The sequence below is a fragment of the Oceanobacter sp. 4_MG-2023 genome (genome assembly GCF_030689165.1).
Lineage (GTDB): Bacteria > Pseudomonadota > Gammaproteobacteria > Pseudomonadales > Oceanobacteraceae > Oceanobacter.
Map to the genome: position 1 here is coordinate 59,092 of NZ_JAUYVV010000004.1, position 15,731 is coordinate 74,822.

Sequence of the window (15,731 nt, forward strand, 5' to 3'; positions counted from 1 at the left end):
TTGAAAAAGCCTGGGAGACTACGTTCACGCCACCAAAACAACAGGCCAACGGTTTATCACGACAGCCGCTGCCGCACCGCTTCAAACAAACAAATACCGGTCGCTACCGAGACATTTACCGAGCTGACTTCCCCCGCCATCGGGATATTGATCAAATGATCGCAGTGTTCGCGGGTCAGGCGGCGCATGCCAGCACCTTCAGCCCCCATCACCAGTGCCAGCGGACCTGTGAGGTCTTGCTGATACACCGCGGTGGTGGCTTCTCCTGCGGTACCCACCAGCCAGATACCGCGTTCTTGCAGTTCGGTCATGGTACGAGCCAGGTTGGTCACCTGTACATAAGGCACGACTTCCGCAGCACCACAGGCCACCTTGGCAACAGTGGCATTCAGCGGCGCTGATTTGTCTTTTGGGGCAATCACCAGGTGCACACCGGCAGCATCGGCGGTGCGCAAGCAGGCACCCAGATTGTGAGGGTCGGTAACGCCATCCAGAATCAGGATAAAGGCCGGGCCTTCGATGCGATCGAGTACATCTGGCAGATTACGCTCGCTCACTCCCTGTAGCGGCTTGCGGAACGCAATGACACCTTGATGGTTACCATCGGCTTTCTGGTTCAACAACCCTTTGTCGGCTTCACGAATATCCAGGCCAAGTCGCTGGGCTTCGTCCAATACCTTTTGCATGCGTTGATCAACGCGGCCTTTTTGTACCCAGACTTCTGTCACCTGATCCGGGCTGCGTTGTAGCAGAGTGGTGACGGCGTGCAGGCCGTATACAGCATCAAGCTTCATTCATTTGTCTCGTTGGAGGGCCACTCGCGAGCGAATGGCAAACAGCCCTCAGTGTATGCTAGTCAGGGTTTGGTGGTACTTTTGGCCTTTGAGCCAGCTTTGGGAGCGGCCTTGGGTCCAGGAGCGGCTTTACGCTTCGGCTTTTTGGCTTTTGGTTTGGCTTTGGTAGCCGCTGCCGCAACACCACTGGCGGGTGCTTTTTTGGCGTTCAGTTTCTGGCGCTTGCTGGGCGATTTTTTGCGGCTTTTCTTTTTACCACCAGCCGCGTCTTTCTCGGCCACACTGCCCCCTTTATTGACAGCAGCGCCGGCTACCATGGCGGGAGCGGTTGCCGCCGCGGACTTGTTGGCCGCCGGTTTTTTACGGCGACGACGGCCAGAAGGCTTGAGCGTTTCATCCTTGCTGCCAGTCGTTGTTGCTCCAGAGGCGGTGCTTTTGGCCCGCCGACGAGGCAAACGTGGCGCTTCCGGCGCTGCTTGCCCGGCTTTGCCTGGCGCGGTAGCCAGATCGAAATCGACCTTGCGTTCGTCCAGATTAACACCCGACACCTGCACCCAGAGGCTGTCTCCCAGGCGGAAGGTGCGACGAGTGCGTTCGCCAACCAGCCGGTGTTTGGTGGCATCAAACTGGTAGAAGTCATTCGCCAGCGAGGAGATATGCACCAACCCTTCGACATAGACGTTTTTCAGTTCAACAAACAAACCAAAGCCGGTCACGGCCGTGATAACGCCTTCGAACACGTCACCAACCCGATCCTGAATGTACTCACATTTAAGGAAGTCGTTCACGTCCCGAGTGGCGTCATCGGCACGACGCTCGGTCATGGAGCAGTGTTCACCCAGCTGGATGACTTGCGCCGTATCGTAGGGATAGATTTCGGCCTTGGCCAGCGGCTTGGCACCTTCGGCACGGATGACGTTACGGCATTCCTGTTCGCTGCGAATCACGCTGCGAATAGCACGATGCACCAGCAAATCCGGATAGCGACGAATCGGCGAGGTAAAGTGAGTGTAGGCCTTGTACGCCAGACCAAAGTGGCCTTCGTTTTCCGGGTGATAAACCGCCTGACTGAGCGAGCGCAGTAACACGGTCTGAATCAGATGGGAGTCCGGGCGATCCTGAATACTGCTGAGTAATTCCTGATAGTTTTTCGGGGTCGGCTTGCCTTTACCGGTATTGATTGCCAGCCCCAGCTCACCAAGAAACGAGCGCAGGTTTTCCAGCTTGTCTTCATTCGGGCCTGGATGGACGCGGTAAACACAGGGCACCTGATATTTTTCCAGGAAGCTGGCGGCGCACACGTTGGCGGCCAGCATGCACTCTTCAATCAGCATATGGGCATCGTTCCGACTGATCGGCACGATTTCCTGAATCTTGCGCTCGGCATCAAACACAATGCGGGTTTCGACCGAGTCGAAGTCCATTGCACCCCGCTCTTCACGCTTGCTGCGCAACAGCTGGAACAGGCTGTACAGGTTTTCGATGTGAGGCACGACCGCCGGGTAATGATCACGCCAGATCTGGCCTTCTTCACTGCGCGGTTGCTGCAGCATCGACCAGACCTTGTTGTAGGTCAGGCGGGCATGGGAGTGGATCAGCCCTTCCATAAACTTGTAACCAGAGATGTTCCCGGCTTTGGAGATGGTCATTTCGCACACCAGCACCAAACGGTCCACTGCCGGATTCAGGGAACACAGCCCGTTGGACAGTTTTTCTGGCAGCATCGGCACCACAAACCCGGGAAAATACACCGAGTTGCCGCGGGTATGGCCTTCAATATCCAGTGCCGAACCCGGTTTGACATAGTGGGATACGTCGGCGATGGCAACGTACAAACGCCAGCCACCGGTGTTCTTGTTACGTTCGCAGTACACCGCATCGTCGAAATCGCGGGCATCTTCACCGTCGATAGTGACAAACGGCAGGTGACGCAAATCAATCCGGTTGGCCTTGTCTTCCTCACGTACTTCGTCAGACAGCTTTTTGGCTTCGACGGTCACCGCCGCTGGCCATTCGTGGGGAATATCGTGGCTGCGAATAGCCACTTCGATTTCCATGCCCGGAGCCAGATGCTCGCCCAGCACTTCAACTACCTTGCCAACCGGCAAGCCACCCTGTTTTGGCTGGGCAACGATTTCGACCATTACAAACTGGCCGTGCTCGGCACCGTTACGTCCATCAGCAGGAATCAGCACTTCAGTGCTGACACGCTTGTTGTCAGGCTGCACCACGCCAACACCGGCCTGGTCGAAATAACGGCCGACGACGTGCTGGGTGTTACGTTCGAGTACCTGCACGATCTTGCCTTCCGGACGCCCACGGCGATCCAGGCCAAGAATCTGCACGGCGACCTTGTCACCATGAAAGACTTTGCGCATTTGCCGGTTCGACAGATAAATATCGTCGGCATCGCTACGCAAGACGAAACCAAAACCGTCCTTGTGCCCCATGACGACACCGGTCACCAGGTCGGCTTTTTCCATGGGGAAAAACTGGTTGCGCCGGTTGCTCATCAGCTGGCCGTCCCGCGACATGGCGATCAGTCGGCGGCGCAGGGCTTCAACCCGCTCGGGATCTGATTCTGTCAGCGCTTCACACACATCTTCATGAGTCATTGGACGGCCGGATTGCTCCAGCAGCGTCAACAATGCTTCCCGGCTGGGTACCGGATTGTCGTATTTCTTTGCCTCCAACGCGGCGTTGGGGTCGTGAATGGGGGAGTTTTTTGGGGTGGGAGAATCCGTCAATGTACGGCTCCTGTTTTTATGAGGGATGTGTTTGGGCGCCACAGGCGGCTGGTCGAGACCGGTTTTATGTTATTCATGCCAGACAGTATACCCAAAGGCAGCTGATGCTGCTCAATCTGCTGTCATAGTCCACGAATATTAATCAACATGGATTCCCGACCCACACCGGCGGCGGCCAATTGATCAAGGTAATCTTGCCAGAGCGTTGCCTGATTCATACACAAATGGTGCAAATAAGACCAGTCGTACAGTCCGGAATCATGACCATCGTCAAACACCAGTTTCAGGGCGTAGTTGCCAGCGGGTTCAACCCGCAGCAGGCCGACGTCTTTTTTACCCGATTGCAGCACGCCGTTGCCGGTACCGTGACCGCGTACTTCGGCTGAAGGTGATAACACCCGCAGGAATTCGAAACTGAGTTCATGGCTTTGTTCGCCGTAGCGTAATACCAGGCAACGGCTGCTTTTTTTTACGGTGATGCCATCTGGCTTCATGGGCTATCTCCCGAACTGAGGGATGGAACACGTGGCAAATGTTGCCAGATTAGCGTGTGTTGGTCGTTGCGGCTAACGGTTTGGGTTGTCGGATCACGGTAATCAGTATAGATAGACGCCGGTCTCTCGGCGACTCGATTAAACATCCATATATCCAAATACCCAACCAAATATTGAACGCGGTTGCTCTTATAGCGAGAGCAACCAGCGTCAACCAGGCCTTTGGCTCAGAGAATAAACTGGCTCAGGTCCTGGTTTCTCACCACATCGCCCAACTGGGCCTCAACATAAGCGGCGTCGATGACAACGGCGTCGCTCAGGTCGGTGGCGTCAAAGGAAACGGTTTCCAGCAGGCGCTCCATAATGGTGTGCAAACGACGAGCCCCGATGTTCTCGGTGCTTTCGTTCACCTCGTAAGCGATCTCCGCCAGGCGCTTGATGGCGTCCGGGCGAAATTCAAGCTCCACGCCTTCGGTCTGCAACAAGGCACGGTATTGTTCCGTCAGCGAGGCGCTGGGTTCAGTCAGAATACGTTCGAAGTCGCCCGGCGTCAGTGCTTGTAATTCAACCCGGATTGGCAAACGTCCCTGTAGTTCCGGGATCAGATCTGACGGCTTGGCAACGTGGAAAGCACCGGAAGCCACAAACAGGATATGGTCAGTCTTGATCATGCCGTGTTTGGTGCTGACGGTACTGCCTTCAATCAGCGGCAACAGGTCGCGCTGTACTCCTTCACGGCTGACATCACCACCGGAACCGGATTCGCCTCGCTTGGCAACCTTGTCGATCTCATCAATAAAGACGATGCCGTTTTGCTCTACCAGGTCGATCGCTCTGGCTTTCAGGTCTTCCATATTGAGCATTTTGGCCGCTTCTTCATCCTGAAGCTGCTTGAAAGCATCGCGGATTTTCAGCTTGCGTGTGGTTTTTTTGTCGCTCCCCATGTTGGAAAACATGTTCTGCAACTGGCTGGTCATTTCTTCCATGCCTGGCGGCGCCATAATCTCAACGCCTGCCGGTGCCTGCGCAACAGCGATATCAATTTCCTTGTCATCCAGCTGACCTTCACGCAGTTTCTTGCGGAAAATCTGACGGGTGGAGGAATCTTCGGTTTTGGGGCTGGTTGTGGTGTCCCACTCGCTTTGTGTATTGGAACGAGCCGGAGGCAGTAAAGCATCAAGAATACGTTCCTCTGCCGCTTCTTCAGCCCGGTGGCTGACTCGCACCATCTCTTGCTCGCGCAGCATTTTAATGCCGGTTTCGATCAGATCCCGAATAATGGATTCCACGTCTTTGCCGACATAACCCACTTCGGTGAATTTGGTTGCTTCGACCTTGATAAAAGGGGCGTTGGAAAGTTTGGCCAGACGTCGGGCAATTTCGGTTTTACCCACCCCGGTCGGACCAATCATCAGGATATTCTTGGGGGTCACTTCATCGCGCAGTGCTTTTGGCAGCTGCATGCGACGCCAGCGGTTACGCAGGGCAATCGCGACGGATCGTTTGGCATTCTGCTGGCCAATAATATGACGGTCCAGCTCGTGAACAATTTCTCTCGGGGTCATTTCGCTCATGCGTTATCTCCGGCAGACAGGCATTCAACCGTCATATTGTTGTTGGTAAAGACACAGATCTCTCCGGCGATAGTGAGGCTTTTTTCGGCGATGTCTCGTGCCTCCAGGTCTGTGTTGTGTAACAGGGCACGAGCCGCGGCCAGGGCAAATTGACCACCAGAACCCACACCAATCAGATCTTCTTCCGGCTGCACCACGTCGCCATTACCGGTAATGATCAGGGAAGCGGTGTGATCAGCCACTGCCAGAATCGCTTCCAGCTTGCGCAGCGCACGGTCCGAGCGCCATTCTTTGGCCAGCTCGACGGCGGCACGCGTCAGCTGGCCATGATGTTGCTGCAGCTGGGCTTCAAATTTTTCAAACAGGGTAAATGCATCCGCGGTACTGCCCGCAAACCCGGCCAATACCTTATTGTTGTAGAGCCGACGGACCTTGCGTGCATTCCCTTTCATCACGGTATTACCCAGTGATACCTGGCCATCACCGGCAATCACCACCTGGTCACCACGTCGGACGGATACAATCGTTGTCATAGCGTACTTCCTGCTTACATTCGGGTCAGCGGTAAAAGATGGGGCCGTCAATCACGAAATCAAGTGTCTATGCCAAGCGGATTACATTTGCGCTTACCGCACTGTTATTTCTGGCTTGGACTGCCTTTACTTACCTTTGACGCTTTTTTAACAGTTGCCTGACTTTACCGACAGCCGGATACTCTACAATTGAATATACGCTGGAAAACAAGATGATTACTGCCAATACCGTTGTTGAATTGCACTACCGCATGACTGATAGCGAGAACCAACTGATTGAGTCGACTTTTGATGGCGAGCCAGTGCTGTACATGCACGGCAAAAAACAGATGCTGGGGGCATTTGAAGCGGCCCTTGATGGCCGCTCTGCAGGGGATGAATTACTGCTGACCCTGACCCCGGATCAGGCCTATGGCCAGCGCCACGACGACGCTCAACAACGGGTGCCGGTAAAACATCTGCAAGGTGCCAAACGCTGGCGCGCCGGAATGCTTGCAGAAGTTCAGACAGAACATGGCCCGCGCAAGGTGACGGTCGTCAAAGTTGGTAAATTTATGGCCGATGTTGATACCAACCATCCGCTGGCAGGCAAGACATTGACGTTTCAGGTGTCGATCCTCAGTACCCGTGATGCCACCGCCGAAGAACTGGCCCATGGCCACGCCCACGCCGGTGATCACTGCGGACACGGGTCCTGACAGGCGGATCTGCCGTACCAGATCAATCACATTGTCATGGTGCTGGCGTAGCATGGGACAACAGGCAAGACAGGTCATATTGACATTACAAAGCATGAACCATTCAGGGTGTTGGCTTATCTGATCAGAAAGCGACCCCATTCATATCACAAGGAGAACGTTATGGCGTTTAAACATTGGGCAATGGCGGCGGCTGTCGCGGTTATGGCAGGCTGCTCATCCAACCAGTCGATCGAAACCCAACCGGTCAGCTGTGCTTTTGCTGATGGTTCGGGCAAGGCAGCACCGGAATGGGTTTGTGGCGCACCGATTGATGGTGTCGACCTGACTGCGGTTGGTTATGCCGACAAAACTGCCGCTGGCCCCAACTTCATGAAACAAATGGCGGCCACTGCTGCCCGTGTTGAGCTGGCTCAGACCATGCGTATCGAAGTCCAGAACATGATCAAGCAATATGCTGAGACCACGGGTACCGGGGATGGCGAAACCGTCGACAAGGTGAATTCCTCTGTCACTCGCCAGATCACCAAGGAAACCCTGGTTGGTTCCAAAATCCTGCGCCAGATGCCGACCCCAAGCGGCGGTATGGTGGTACTGGTTGGTCTGAATGCCGACACCATGGCCCAGGTAACGGAACAGGCCCTGAAAACCTCCATGGCCAATGATCAGGCGCTGTGGCAGAAATTCCAGTCCGAAAAATCCTTTGATGAACTGGCTGAAGAAATCGCCAAACTGAAATAAACCGATTGCCCAACACAGCAGCAGCCAGGTTCACCTCGCTCTGCTGTGTTGGTTCCATCCCCCGACAACGGCTCAGGTAAGTTAACTGAGAGGGCAAGTGCCATGAACGTCAGATTCCAGCAAGGTTTACGCGGCTTTGTTGCTGTCGTCACCTTGATGACCAGTGCCTGGTCACTGGCCGCCACCCCGACACAAACCAATGAATACCAACAGTGGTTACAGCAGACCCAGGACAATTATCAGTCCTATCTGGATAAAAATGACCGCGCTTTTCTAACCTTTCTCAACCAGCGCTGGAAAGACGTCGAGGTTGAACCGGCACAACAACGAGATCCGGAACCCAAGCCGGATACTCTGCCGGTTGCCCGCCCGGCCCCGGTCGATACACCAGAACCAGCCCGGCCCACCAGTGAACCGCTCCCGCCACCCGTCGTGGTGGCGCCATTACCCCCTTCGACACCCCGGCCCGCGGTTATCCCACCGGAATCATTGCCAGCCAATCCCAATACCGTACAACTGACATTTTATGGACGCAGTCTCAGTGTCGAGATTCCCGATGGTTTCAAACAGACATTCAGCGGTCGACCTGATAACAAACGTATTGCCACTTACTGGCAGCAACTCGCCAGCAGTCAACATCAATCGCTTGTCGATGCGCTAACAGCCGCGGCCAGTGACTGGCAATTAAACGACTGGGCTACCGCCGTGCTGTTCAGTCAATTTGCTCACGCCCTGCATGATGACCCCAACAGTCAGGTACTGAACTGCTGGTTTTTACTGGTCAAAGCCGGTTTTGATGCCAGAGTCGCCTACGACCAGCAAATTCACCTGCTGCTACCGGCCCAGGAAAAGCTCTACGGCGTTACCTATTTTGAGCTTGACCAGCAGCGTTATTACGCCATTCAACCCGGCGAGCAACCACTGGGACTGGGGACCGTCAAAACCTATCAGGGTACTCATGAACTGGGCTCACGCCCCATCGGTTTTAGCGATCCATACCGCTTTGTACCTGGTGGCGGCGAAGAAACACGAACGCTCAGCTTTCGCTGGCAAGGCCAGACTGAATCCCTTCAGGTCAGTTACCCTGCCGACTACAGCGCTTATCTGGCCACCTACCCGCAACTGGCACTGCCAGGCTACTTTCAGGCCGGATTACCAGCCGTTACGGCCCAGCAATTACTGGATCAGTTACGGCCTCGACTGGCCCGACTGAACGACCGTCAGAGCAAAATCAACTACCTGCTACGGTTGGTGCAAACCGGTTTCCGTTATGAAACCGACGCCGAGCAGTTTCAGAGCGAGAACTACCTGTTCCCGCTGGAAACCCTGCACTACCCTTACTCCGACTGCGAAGACCGCGCTGCTCTGTTTGGCTGGCTGGCGCAACAGCTGCTGGATGCTGATGTGCTGATTGTCGAGTTACCGGGCCACGTTGCCACCGCCATCGCCATGAACGCCACCGACAGCGCCATCACCGGCAGCGGCTGGCGGTTTGAAGGCAAACGCTACCTGGTAGCCGATCCGACCTACATCAATGCCGATCTCGGCATGATGATGCCCCGTTATCAAGACCAGACACCGACGTTAAGAAAATTCTGATCCCGCTGGGCGTCAAGCGTCATTGCCTCCGAACCGGTACTCACCAAGCAAACTGGACAGTCGAGAGGAGGCAGTCGCGCAACCCGGTGAGCGAGGCAATATGATGAATTCATTGTACTGTCGGTATCAGCACTCATCCTGCTATTCCGGGAGCGTATATTGCTTAAAAACAGTAATAATCACTCGAACCCCTGATAGCTGGGGTTTCCACATATGTCAGGGCGGCCAGATACCAGCACTTGTCACATCGAATCTGTATGATTGATGCAATCCTGGCTCACAGTCGCGCACAAGGAGTTGTTATGACCACAAGCAATTATCCCGCTACGTTTATCTCGCAAATTGATGATCTGGTCGCTCTGGCACCGGTGATTCCGGTTCTAAAGATTGAACACCTGGAAGATGCCGTACCCCTGGCTCAAGCACTGGTGGATGGCGGTTTGCCGGTTCTGGAAATCACCCTGCGCAGTGACGCCGCACTGGATGCTATCCGCGCCATTGCTGAACACGTTCCCGAAGCTCGGGTGGGAGCGGGTACCGTCACCAATACGGCTAACCTGCAGGCAGCCATTGATGCCGGTAGTGAATTTGTTTTTACCCCTGGCGCCACACCGGCACTGCTGGCTGGTGCGATTGCTGCCAATATTCCCATGGTACCGGGTATCCAGACGGTCTCGGAGATGATGACGGCGATGGATTTTGGCTACCGCCGCTTCAAGTTCTTTCCCGCCGCTGCCGCCGGTGGCACAGCCATTCTGAAGTCCATTGCCGGACCGTTTCCAGAAGTGCGCTTTTGCCCGACAGGAGGCATTCGTCCCGGTAATGCCAACGATTACCTGAGCCTTGGTAACGTTATGTGTGTCGGCGGTACCTGGCTGACACCGGATGAGCTGATTGCAGCCAAAGACTGGGATGCCATTCGCGAACTGGCCAGAAGCGCCAGCAACCTGCGCGGCTAAGACCCGTGCCCAACCAATACCTGTGACAGACAACAGAATGGCGACCTGTACCCTGCGTCGTTTTGTTGTCACAACGATCAATAACAATTCATTTAATCCGTTTACCGTAAGACAGACAAGGAATACCAATGTCCGCCGTTACCCAACTACCCGCCTGGCAAGCCCTCCAAAAGCGCGTCGAACCAGCACTTGAAACCCCGATCCAATCACTGTTTGATGACCCGGAACGTTTTGACAAGTATTCTCTCAAGGTCCAGAACATCTTGCTGGATATCTCCAAGAACCCCATCGACGACGAAACCTTCCAGCACCTGCTAGCATTGGCGCGTCAATGTGATCTGGAAAAATGTCGCGACGATATGTTCAACGGCGAACATATCAATGTCACCGAAGACCGGGCGGTGCTGCATACCGCCTTGCGTAATCGCGGGCATTCGCCGGTGTATGTCGATGGTGAAGATGTCATGCCTGTCATTGAGCATGAACTCAAGCGTATCCGGGTGTTTGTTAATGCCGTTCGCAAGGGCCGCTGGCGCGGCCATTCCGGCAAACGCATTACCGATGTGGTCAACATTGGTATTGGTGGTTCTGACCTTGGCCCACGTATGGTAACCCAGGCGCTCAAGCCCTATGCCGACGACCAGATCAAGATCCACTTTGTGTCCAATGTCGATGGCATGGAAATCGCCAATGTGCTGAAAGGACTCAACCCGGAGCGGGTATTGTTTGTGGTGGCGTCCAAAACCTTCACCACCGCCGAAACCATGACCAATGCCCAGACCGCCCGTAACTGGCTAATGGCATCCTCATTCGACAGCCGCGCCGTGGCGCAGCACTTTGTTGCCGTCTCCAGCAACGCCGAAGCCGTCAAAGCCTTTGGCATCAAACTGGAAAACACCTTCCAGATGTGGGATTGGGTTGGTGGCCGCTTTTCATTATGGTCTGCCATTGGCTTGCCCATCGCCCTGTATCTCGGCTTCAGACAGTTTGAAGAATTGTTGCAGGGTGCACATGATATGGACCTGCACTTCCGCAATGAACCATTAGAGCGCAACGCCCCGATGTGGCTGGCCCTGACGGCCTTATGGAACAGCACCTTCATGGGCCGCCACAGCCAGGCGATTTTGCCGTACGACTGGCCATTGCAGAAATTCTCGGCCTACCTGCAGCAAGCGGAAATGGAAAGCAACGGCAAATCCGTAGACCGTAACGGCGATATTGTTCCTTATACCACCGGGTCGATTATTTGGGGTCAGCTCGGGATTGATGGCCAGCATGCTTTTTACCAATACCTGCACCAGGGCAGTACCGTCGTACCGGCCGATTTTATCGGTTCGATCGAAAGCAGCACTCCCGTGGAAGGCCACCATGAAAAACTGATGGCCAATTTCTTTGCCCAGACCGAAGCCCTGATGTGTGGTATCAATGCCGACGACATTCGTCGGGACCTGACCGCCAAGGGCATGTCGAGCGCCGATATCGAGCGCCTGATTCCCCATAAGATCCACCAGGGCAACCGCCCGACCAACAGCCTGCTGCTGGATCAGCTCAACCCACGCACACTGGGTGCCTTGATTGCCCTCTACGAGCACAAGATTTTTATCCTCGGCACCATCTGGGACATCTGTTCTTTTGACCAATGGGGCGTTGAGCTGGGCAAAACCCTGGCAAAAAATATCCTGCCCGAACTGCAAAGTGGCGACGTGCGTAACGACCACGATGACTCCACCCGCAACCTGATGCAGTACTTTGTCGAGCAACGCAAAAACAGCGGCAACCTTGAGTAACCTTTCCGTCTGTCTAACCCACCGTCTGCTGACGGTGCACATCGCCGTCTAGCGGCGTTGACACAGCGGGCAATACACGGTTGCCCGCTGACCCTGACGAATCTCATTCAAGGTCGTCTCACACACCCGACACGGCTTGCCACCTCGTCCATAGACCTGCAACTGCTGGGCAAAATAACCGGGATTGCCATCACTGTTGACGAAATCCCGCAGCGTTGTACCCCCCTGCTCAATGGCTTGCCCCAGCACCTGGCGAATACAGTCCAACAAGCGTTCGAACCTGGGCTTGCTGATGTTGCCTGCTGCGGTTGTTGGCCGGATACCTGCCATAAACAGGCTCTCATTGGCGTAAATATTCCCCACCCCTACCATGGTATGGTTATCCATAATGAACAGCTTGATTGCCTGCTTCTTGCCCCGGCTGCGCTGATACAGCGACGCAGCGGATAACCCCGACTCCGCCTCGGGCAATAACGGCTCTGGCCCCAGGGAAACTATCTGGCTTAACACCGTATCAGGTGCCTGCCACAGCAATGCACCAAAGCGTCTGGGGTCGTGATAACGCAAGATCCAGCCGTTACCTAACACCCAGTCAATATGATCATGAATCCGCGGATCTTCTTCGGCCTTCACCAGTCGCAACGACCCCGACATACCCAGATGCCAGACCGCTGTCCCGGCGTCAAACTGCAACAGCAAGTACTTGCCCCGGCGACTCAAGCCCGTCACCTGCTGGCCCGTCAATGCTGATATCTCATCGGCCACCGGCCAGCGCAAGCGCGACTGGCGCACCACGACATTCTCAATGGTCTGATTGAGCAGGTAAGGGGTAATACCCCGCAAAGTGGTTTCTACTTCAGGAAGCTCTGGCATAGTGTTTTAACATAATGTTTTGACATGGTTGTTGGACGGTTGTTGGGCATGATGTTCTGGCACTGCGGGCAAACAGACAGCCTGCAGAGGCCGCTCTGACAGTATCAAATATAAACCGCAAACAGAGCGCACAAAGCCCTCGACAGCAAACGCCAGGCATAAAAAAACCCGGATAGCCTAAGCTATAACCGGGTTTTTCAAGCCTGTACAGGAAGAATCAATTACTTGATCTTGGCTTCCTTGTACATCACATGCTTGCGAACAACGGGATCAAATTTCTTGATTTCCATTTTCTCAGGCATGGTGCGCTTGTTCTTGTCTGTGGTGTAGAAGTGACCGGTACCGGCACTGGACACCAGACGGATTTTATCGCGTGGCATAATCAGTCTCCTTAGAATTTCTCGCCGCGAGCACGCAGCTCGGCCAGCACCGGATCGATGCCTTTCTTGTCGATGATACGCATACCTTTAGTTGATACACGCAGACGAACAAAACGGCTTTCGCTTTCTACCCAAAAACGGTGATATTGCAAGTTGGGTAAAAAACGGCGCTTGGTTTTGGTATTTGAGTGGGAAACATTATTCCCGGAAACAGGACCTTTTCCTGTTACCTGACAAACCTTAGACATGGATCTAGCCCCGATTCTTAACTGTATCGATCAATCTGAATTTCGTTAGCAACCGTGGGCTTGGAGCGCTTTTACAAGCGACACCAGATAGGCCCTGGCTGAAAAGAGTTGCGCTTTATACCAAAACCACAAACACAGCGCAAGCCGAAGTTTATTTTTTGTACGGAACCTGGCGACCCGAAATCGTCGTTTTACCGCCCTGAAACACCTGCGCCTGCCGCTCTCAGGTCAGATCCAGCCTCGCTCGGCAAAGGACACTTCTTCGCCATCACCCACCACGATATGGTCCAGCACCCGGATATCCACCAGCCCCAGAGCCTGCTGCAACTTGTCGGTAATATGCCGATCCGCCCGGCTTGGCTCCGCCACACCGGAGGGGTGATTATGAGTAAAGATTACGGCGGCAGCACCGTAGGCCAGCGCCTGCTTCACCACCTCACGCGGGTACACCGACGCACCATCAATGGTGCCCTGAAACAGCTCCTTGTACTGGATAACCCGGTTCTGGTTATCCAGAAACAGACACGCAAACACCTCATGATCGAGATCCCGGATCTGTGCTGACAAATAACGCCGGGTCAATTCCGGGCTGGTCAGGGCATCACCTTTTTGCAGCTGCTCCGCCAGATGACGGCGAGCCATTTCCAGCACGGCTTGTAACAGCGCAAACTTGGCCGACCCCAACCCCAGAGGCTGGCAAAAACGCTTTTCACTTGCCATCAAGAGCGGTCGCAAACCGCCAAACTCCGCCAGCAACTCCCGCGACAAATCCACGGCACTTTTGCCTTTGACCCCGGTGCGTAAAAATATCGCCAGCAACTCGGCATCCGACAGCGATGCCGCTCCCTGAGCCAACAGTTTTTCCCGTGGACGTTCCTGCTCTGGCCAATCCCTGATTGCCATTATCTGCCTCCTTGCAGTGCTGTTATGCTTCGTTCATTCAACCACCTGACGGGCACAGCATCTGTCATCGTGCCGTCACCTTCCGGGTGCCATTATGATACGAGGCTCCTTCGTTTCACCTGTGCGTTATACTGACGCCAATTTTACCCCAGTACTGACGAGCTCTCCATGCTGCAATTAGCCAACAAACGTATTTTGCTCGGTATCAGCGGCGGCATTGCTGCCTACAAATCCGCCGAACTGGTACGCACTCTGACCAAGGCCGGTGCCACTGTTCGAGTCATTATGACCGCTGGTGCGATGGAATTTATCACCCCGCTGACGCTGCAGGCCCTCTCCGGTAATCCGGTGCACCACGCCTTGCTGGATGAGACTGCCGAAGCCGGTATGGGTCACATCGAACTGGCACGCTGGGCTGATACCATCCTGATTGCACCGGCCAGTGCCGACCTGATTGCCCGCCTTGCCGCCGGTATGGGGGATGACTTGCTGACCACCGTCTGTCTGGCCAGCTCAGCACCGCTCTGCCTGGCACCGGCGATGAATCAGCAAATGTGGGCCGCCGCCACGACCAAGAACAATCTCTCGACATTGGCACGGCTGCGCGGCGATGCCTTGGCTCTGTTTGGACCCGGCAGCGGGGCCCAAGCCTGTGGCGATATTGGCCTCGGCCGAATGCTCGAACCCGAAGCGATTGCCCAACAACTGGCCGACCGTTTTGTTAGTGGTACCTTGGCGGGCAAGCAGGTGGTCATCACGGCCGGGCCAACCCGCGAAGCGCTCGACCCGGTGCGTTACATCAGCAACCACAGCTCTGGTAAAATGGGTTATGCACTGGCCCAGGCGGCACTGGAAGCCGGAGCGCAAGTTACACTGATCTCCGGCCCGGTCAGCCTGCCCGTACCCGAGCGGATCGCCTTGGTGCCGGTTACATCGGCCGCTGACATGCTGACAGCGTCATTAGCGACGCTGGGTCAATGTGACGTTTTTATTGCCAGCGCCGCCGTGGCCGACTACCGGCCGGCGGCGGTAGCGGAACAGAAGATCAAGAAAGCCGGTGACGAGATCCAGCTAACACTGGTCAAGAACCCCGATATTATCGCCACCGTGGCCCATCATCCACAACGGCCGTTTAGCGTTGGTTTTGCCGCCGAAACCCACGACGTCGACAGTTACGCCCGCGACAAACTCGAGCGCAAAAATCTCGATATGATCATTGCCAACGATGTCTCGCGTCAGGATATTGGCTTCGGTGCCGAAAATAATGCTGTCACGCTGTACAGCCGCCACGGTACGACCGAATTTGACGTCATGAACAAAACCCTGCTGGCGCGGCAACTGATCGCAGCGATCGCCCAGCAGCTCAAGGCGCAATAACAGCCCGCCGATGCCACTCATAAA

At 55.1% G+C, this 15,731-nt stretch carries 15 protein-coding genes; 6 read left to right on the forward strand and 9 right to left on the reverse strand.

The genetic code is table 11. The annotated features are described in order from the left end of the window. Nucleotides 1-56: 56 nt before the first annotated feature. From rlmB to hslV, 5 genes are all read right to left on the reverse strand, one after another. Nucleotides 57-794, reverse strand: coding sequence for a 23S rRNA (guanosine(2251)-2'-O)-methyltransferase RlmB (gene rlmB, locus Q8W24_RS04835; protein ID WP_303432768.1), 738 nt, complete (start codon nt 792-794; stop codon nt 57-59). Between the two features lie 62 nt (nt 795-856). Continuing rightward, the gene (gene rnr / locus Q8W24_RS04840) at nt 857-3,541 is read right to left on the reverse strand and encodes a ribonuclease R (protein ID WP_303432766.1); all 2,685 of its coding nucleotides are present in this window, start codon (nt 3,539-3,541) and stop codon (nt 857-859) included. A 122-nt stretch (nt 3,542-3,663) separates the two neighbouring features. After that, nucleotides 3,664-4,035 carry a DUF971 domain-containing protein gene (locus tag Q8W24_RS04845; RefSeq protein WP_303432764.1) on the reverse strand — a complete coding sequence of 124 codons (372 nt, stop codon included), beginning with the start codon at nt 4,033-4,035 and terminating at the stop codon, nt 3,664-3,666. A 227-nt stretch (nt 4,036-4,262) separates the two neighbouring features. After that, on the reverse strand, nt 4,263-5,609 hold the full coding sequence (gene hslU, locus Q8W24_RS04850; RefSeq protein ID WP_303432763.1) for an ATP-dependent protease ATPase subunit HslU: 1,347 nt from the start codon (nt 5,607-5,609) through the stop codon (nt 4,263-4,265). Further along, nucleotides 5,606-6,142 (reverse strand): ATP-dependent protease subunit HslV, encoded by a 537-nt coding sequence (hslV, locus tag Q8W24_RS04855; RefSeq protein ID WP_305414385.1) that lies wholly within the window; start codon nt 6,140-6,142, stop codon nt 5,606-5,608. Before hslV ends, hslU begins: the two co-directional genes overlap by 4 nt. Before the next feature lie 212 nt (nt 6,143-6,354). Here hslV and Q8W24_RS04860 point away from each other — a divergent pair, with 212 nt between their 5' ends. The 5 genes from Q8W24_RS04860 to pgi all read left to right on the forward strand — a co-directional run bounded on the left by Q8W24_RS04860 (nt 6,355) and on the right by pgi (nt 11,926). Then, on the forward strand, nt 6,355-6,840 hold the full coding sequence (locus tag Q8W24_RS04860) for a peptidylprolyl isomerase (RefSeq protein ID WP_305452486.1): 486 nt from the start codon (nt 6,355-6,357) through the stop codon (nt 6,838-6,840). A 162-nt stretch (nt 6,841-7,002) separates the two neighbouring features. Beyond that, nucleotides 7,003-7,581, forward strand: coding sequence for an LPP20 family lipoprotein (locus Q8W24_RS04865; protein WP_303432758.1), 579 nt, complete (start codon nt 7,003-7,005; stop codon nt 7,579-7,581). Nucleotides 7,582-7,683: 102 nt separating this feature from the next. After that, the gene (locus Q8W24_RS04870) at nt 7,684-9,180 is read left to right on the forward strand and encodes a hypothetical protein (protein WP_303432757.1); all 1,497 of its coding nucleotides are present in this window, start codon (nt 7,684-7,686) and stop codon (nt 9,178-9,180) included. A gap of 302 nt (nt 9,181-9,482) precedes the next feature. Then, nucleotides 9,483-10,139 (forward strand): bifunctional 4-hydroxy-2-oxoglutarate aldolase/2-dehydro-3-deoxy-phosphogluconate aldolase, encoded by a 657-nt coding sequence (locus Q8W24_RS04875; RefSeq protein WP_303432756.1) that lies wholly within the window; start codon nt 9,483-9,485, stop codon nt 10,137-10,139. Nucleotides 10,140-10,267: 128 nt separating this feature from the next. Further along, nucleotides 10,268-11,926: a glucose-6-phosphate isomerase gene (gene pgi, locus Q8W24_RS04880; RefSeq protein WP_303432755.1), complete on the forward strand. Its 1,659-nt coding sequence runs from the start codon at nt 10,268-10,270 to the stop codon at nt 11,924-11,926. A 48-nt stretch (nt 11,927-11,974) separates the two neighbouring features. On the opposite strand, the gene mutM is transcribed toward pgi, so the two are convergent. The 4 genes from mutM to radC form a co-directional block, all read right to left on the reverse strand. Beyond that, entirely contained in the window at nt 11,975-12,799 is an 825-nt protein-coding gene (mutM, locus tag Q8W24_RS04885; RefSeq protein ID WP_305474586.1) for a bifunctional DNA-formamidopyrimidine glycosylase/DNA-(apurinic or apyrimidinic site) lyase, read from the reverse strand. 221 nt (nt 12,800-13,020) lie between these two features. Further along, complete coding sequence (gene rpmG, locus Q8W24_RS04890) at nt 13,021-13,179, reverse strand: 50S ribosomal protein L33 (protein ID WP_036533854.1); 159 nt, start codon at nt 13,177-13,179, stop codon at nt 13,021-13,023. Nucleotides 13,180-13,190: 11 nt separating this feature from the next. Continuing rightward, nucleotides 13,191-13,427, reverse strand: coding sequence for a 50S ribosomal protein L28 (gene rpmB / locus Q8W24_RS04895; RefSeq protein WP_303432752.1), 237 nt, complete (start codon nt 13,425-13,427; stop codon nt 13,191-13,193). Between the two features lie 228 nt (nt 13,428-13,655). Continuing rightward, entirely contained in the window at nt 13,656-14,330 is a 675-nt protein-coding gene (gene radC, locus Q8W24_RS04900) for a DNA repair protein RadC (RefSeq protein ID WP_303432751.1), read from the reverse strand. Between the two features lie 168 nt (nt 14,331-14,498). On the opposite strand from radC, the gene coaBC reads away from it, so the two are divergent. Continuing rightward, complete coding sequence (gene coaBC / locus Q8W24_RS04905) at nt 14,499-15,707, forward strand: bifunctional phosphopantothenoylcysteine decarboxylase/phosphopantothenate--cysteine ligase CoaBC (protein ID WP_305474588.1); 1,209 nt, start codon at nt 14,499-14,501, stop codon at nt 15,705-15,707. Nucleotides 15,708-15,731: the final 24 nt, after the last annotated feature.

Coding starts and splice junctions, on each gene's coding strand:
- Q8W24_RS04875 (WP_303432756.1), top strand. CDS start 9,483: ATGACCACAAGCAATTATCCCGCTACGTTTATCTCGCAAATTGATGAT.
- rpmB (WP_303432752.1), bottom strand. CDS start 13,427: ATGTCTAAGGTTTGTCAGGTAACAGGAAAAGGTCCTGTTTCCGGGAAT.
- radC (WP_303432751.1), bottom strand. CDS start 14,330: ATGGCAATCAGGGATTGGCCAGAGCAGGAACGTCCACGGGAAAAACTG.
- coaBC (WP_305474588.1), top strand. CDS start 14,499: ATGCTGCAATTAGCCAACAAACGTATTTTGCTCGGTATCAGCGGCGGC.
- hslU (WP_303432763.1), bottom strand. CDS start 5,609: ATGAGCGAAATGACCCCGAGAGAAATTGTTCACGAGCTGGACCGTCAT.
- Q8W24_RS04870 (WP_303432757.1), top strand. CDS start 7,684: ATGAACGTCAGATTCCAGCAAGGTTTACGCGGCTTTGTTGCTGTCGTC.
- Q8W24_RS04845 (WP_303432764.1), bottom strand. CDS start 4,035: ATGAAGCCAGATGGCATCACCGTAAAAAAAAGCAGCCGTTGCCTGGTA.
- Q8W24_RS04860 (WP_305452486.1), top strand. CDS start 6,355: ATGATTACTGCCAATACCGTTGTTGAATTGCACTACCGCATGACTGAT.
- mutM (WP_305474586.1), bottom strand. CDS start 12,799: ATGCCAGAGCTTCCTGAAGTAGAAACCACTTTGCGGGGTATTACCCCT.
- rlmB (WP_303432768.1), bottom strand. CDS start 794: ATGAAGCTTGATGCTGTATACGGCCTGCACGCCGTCACCACTCTGCTA.
- Q8W24_RS04865 (WP_303432758.1), top strand. CDS start 7,003: ATGGCGTTTAAACATTGGGCAATGGCGGCGGCTGTCGCGGTTATGGCA.
- rpmG (WP_036533854.1), bottom strand. CDS start 13,179: ATGCCACGCGATAAAATCCGTCTGGTGTCCAGTGCCGGTACCGGTCAC.
- hslV (WP_305414385.1), bottom strand. CDS start 6,142: ATGACAACGATTGTATCCGTCCGACGTGGTGACCAGGTGGTGATTGCC.
- pgi (WP_303432755.1), top strand. CDS start 10,268: ATGTCCGCCGTTACCCAACTACCCGCCTGGCAAGCCCTCCAAAAGCGC.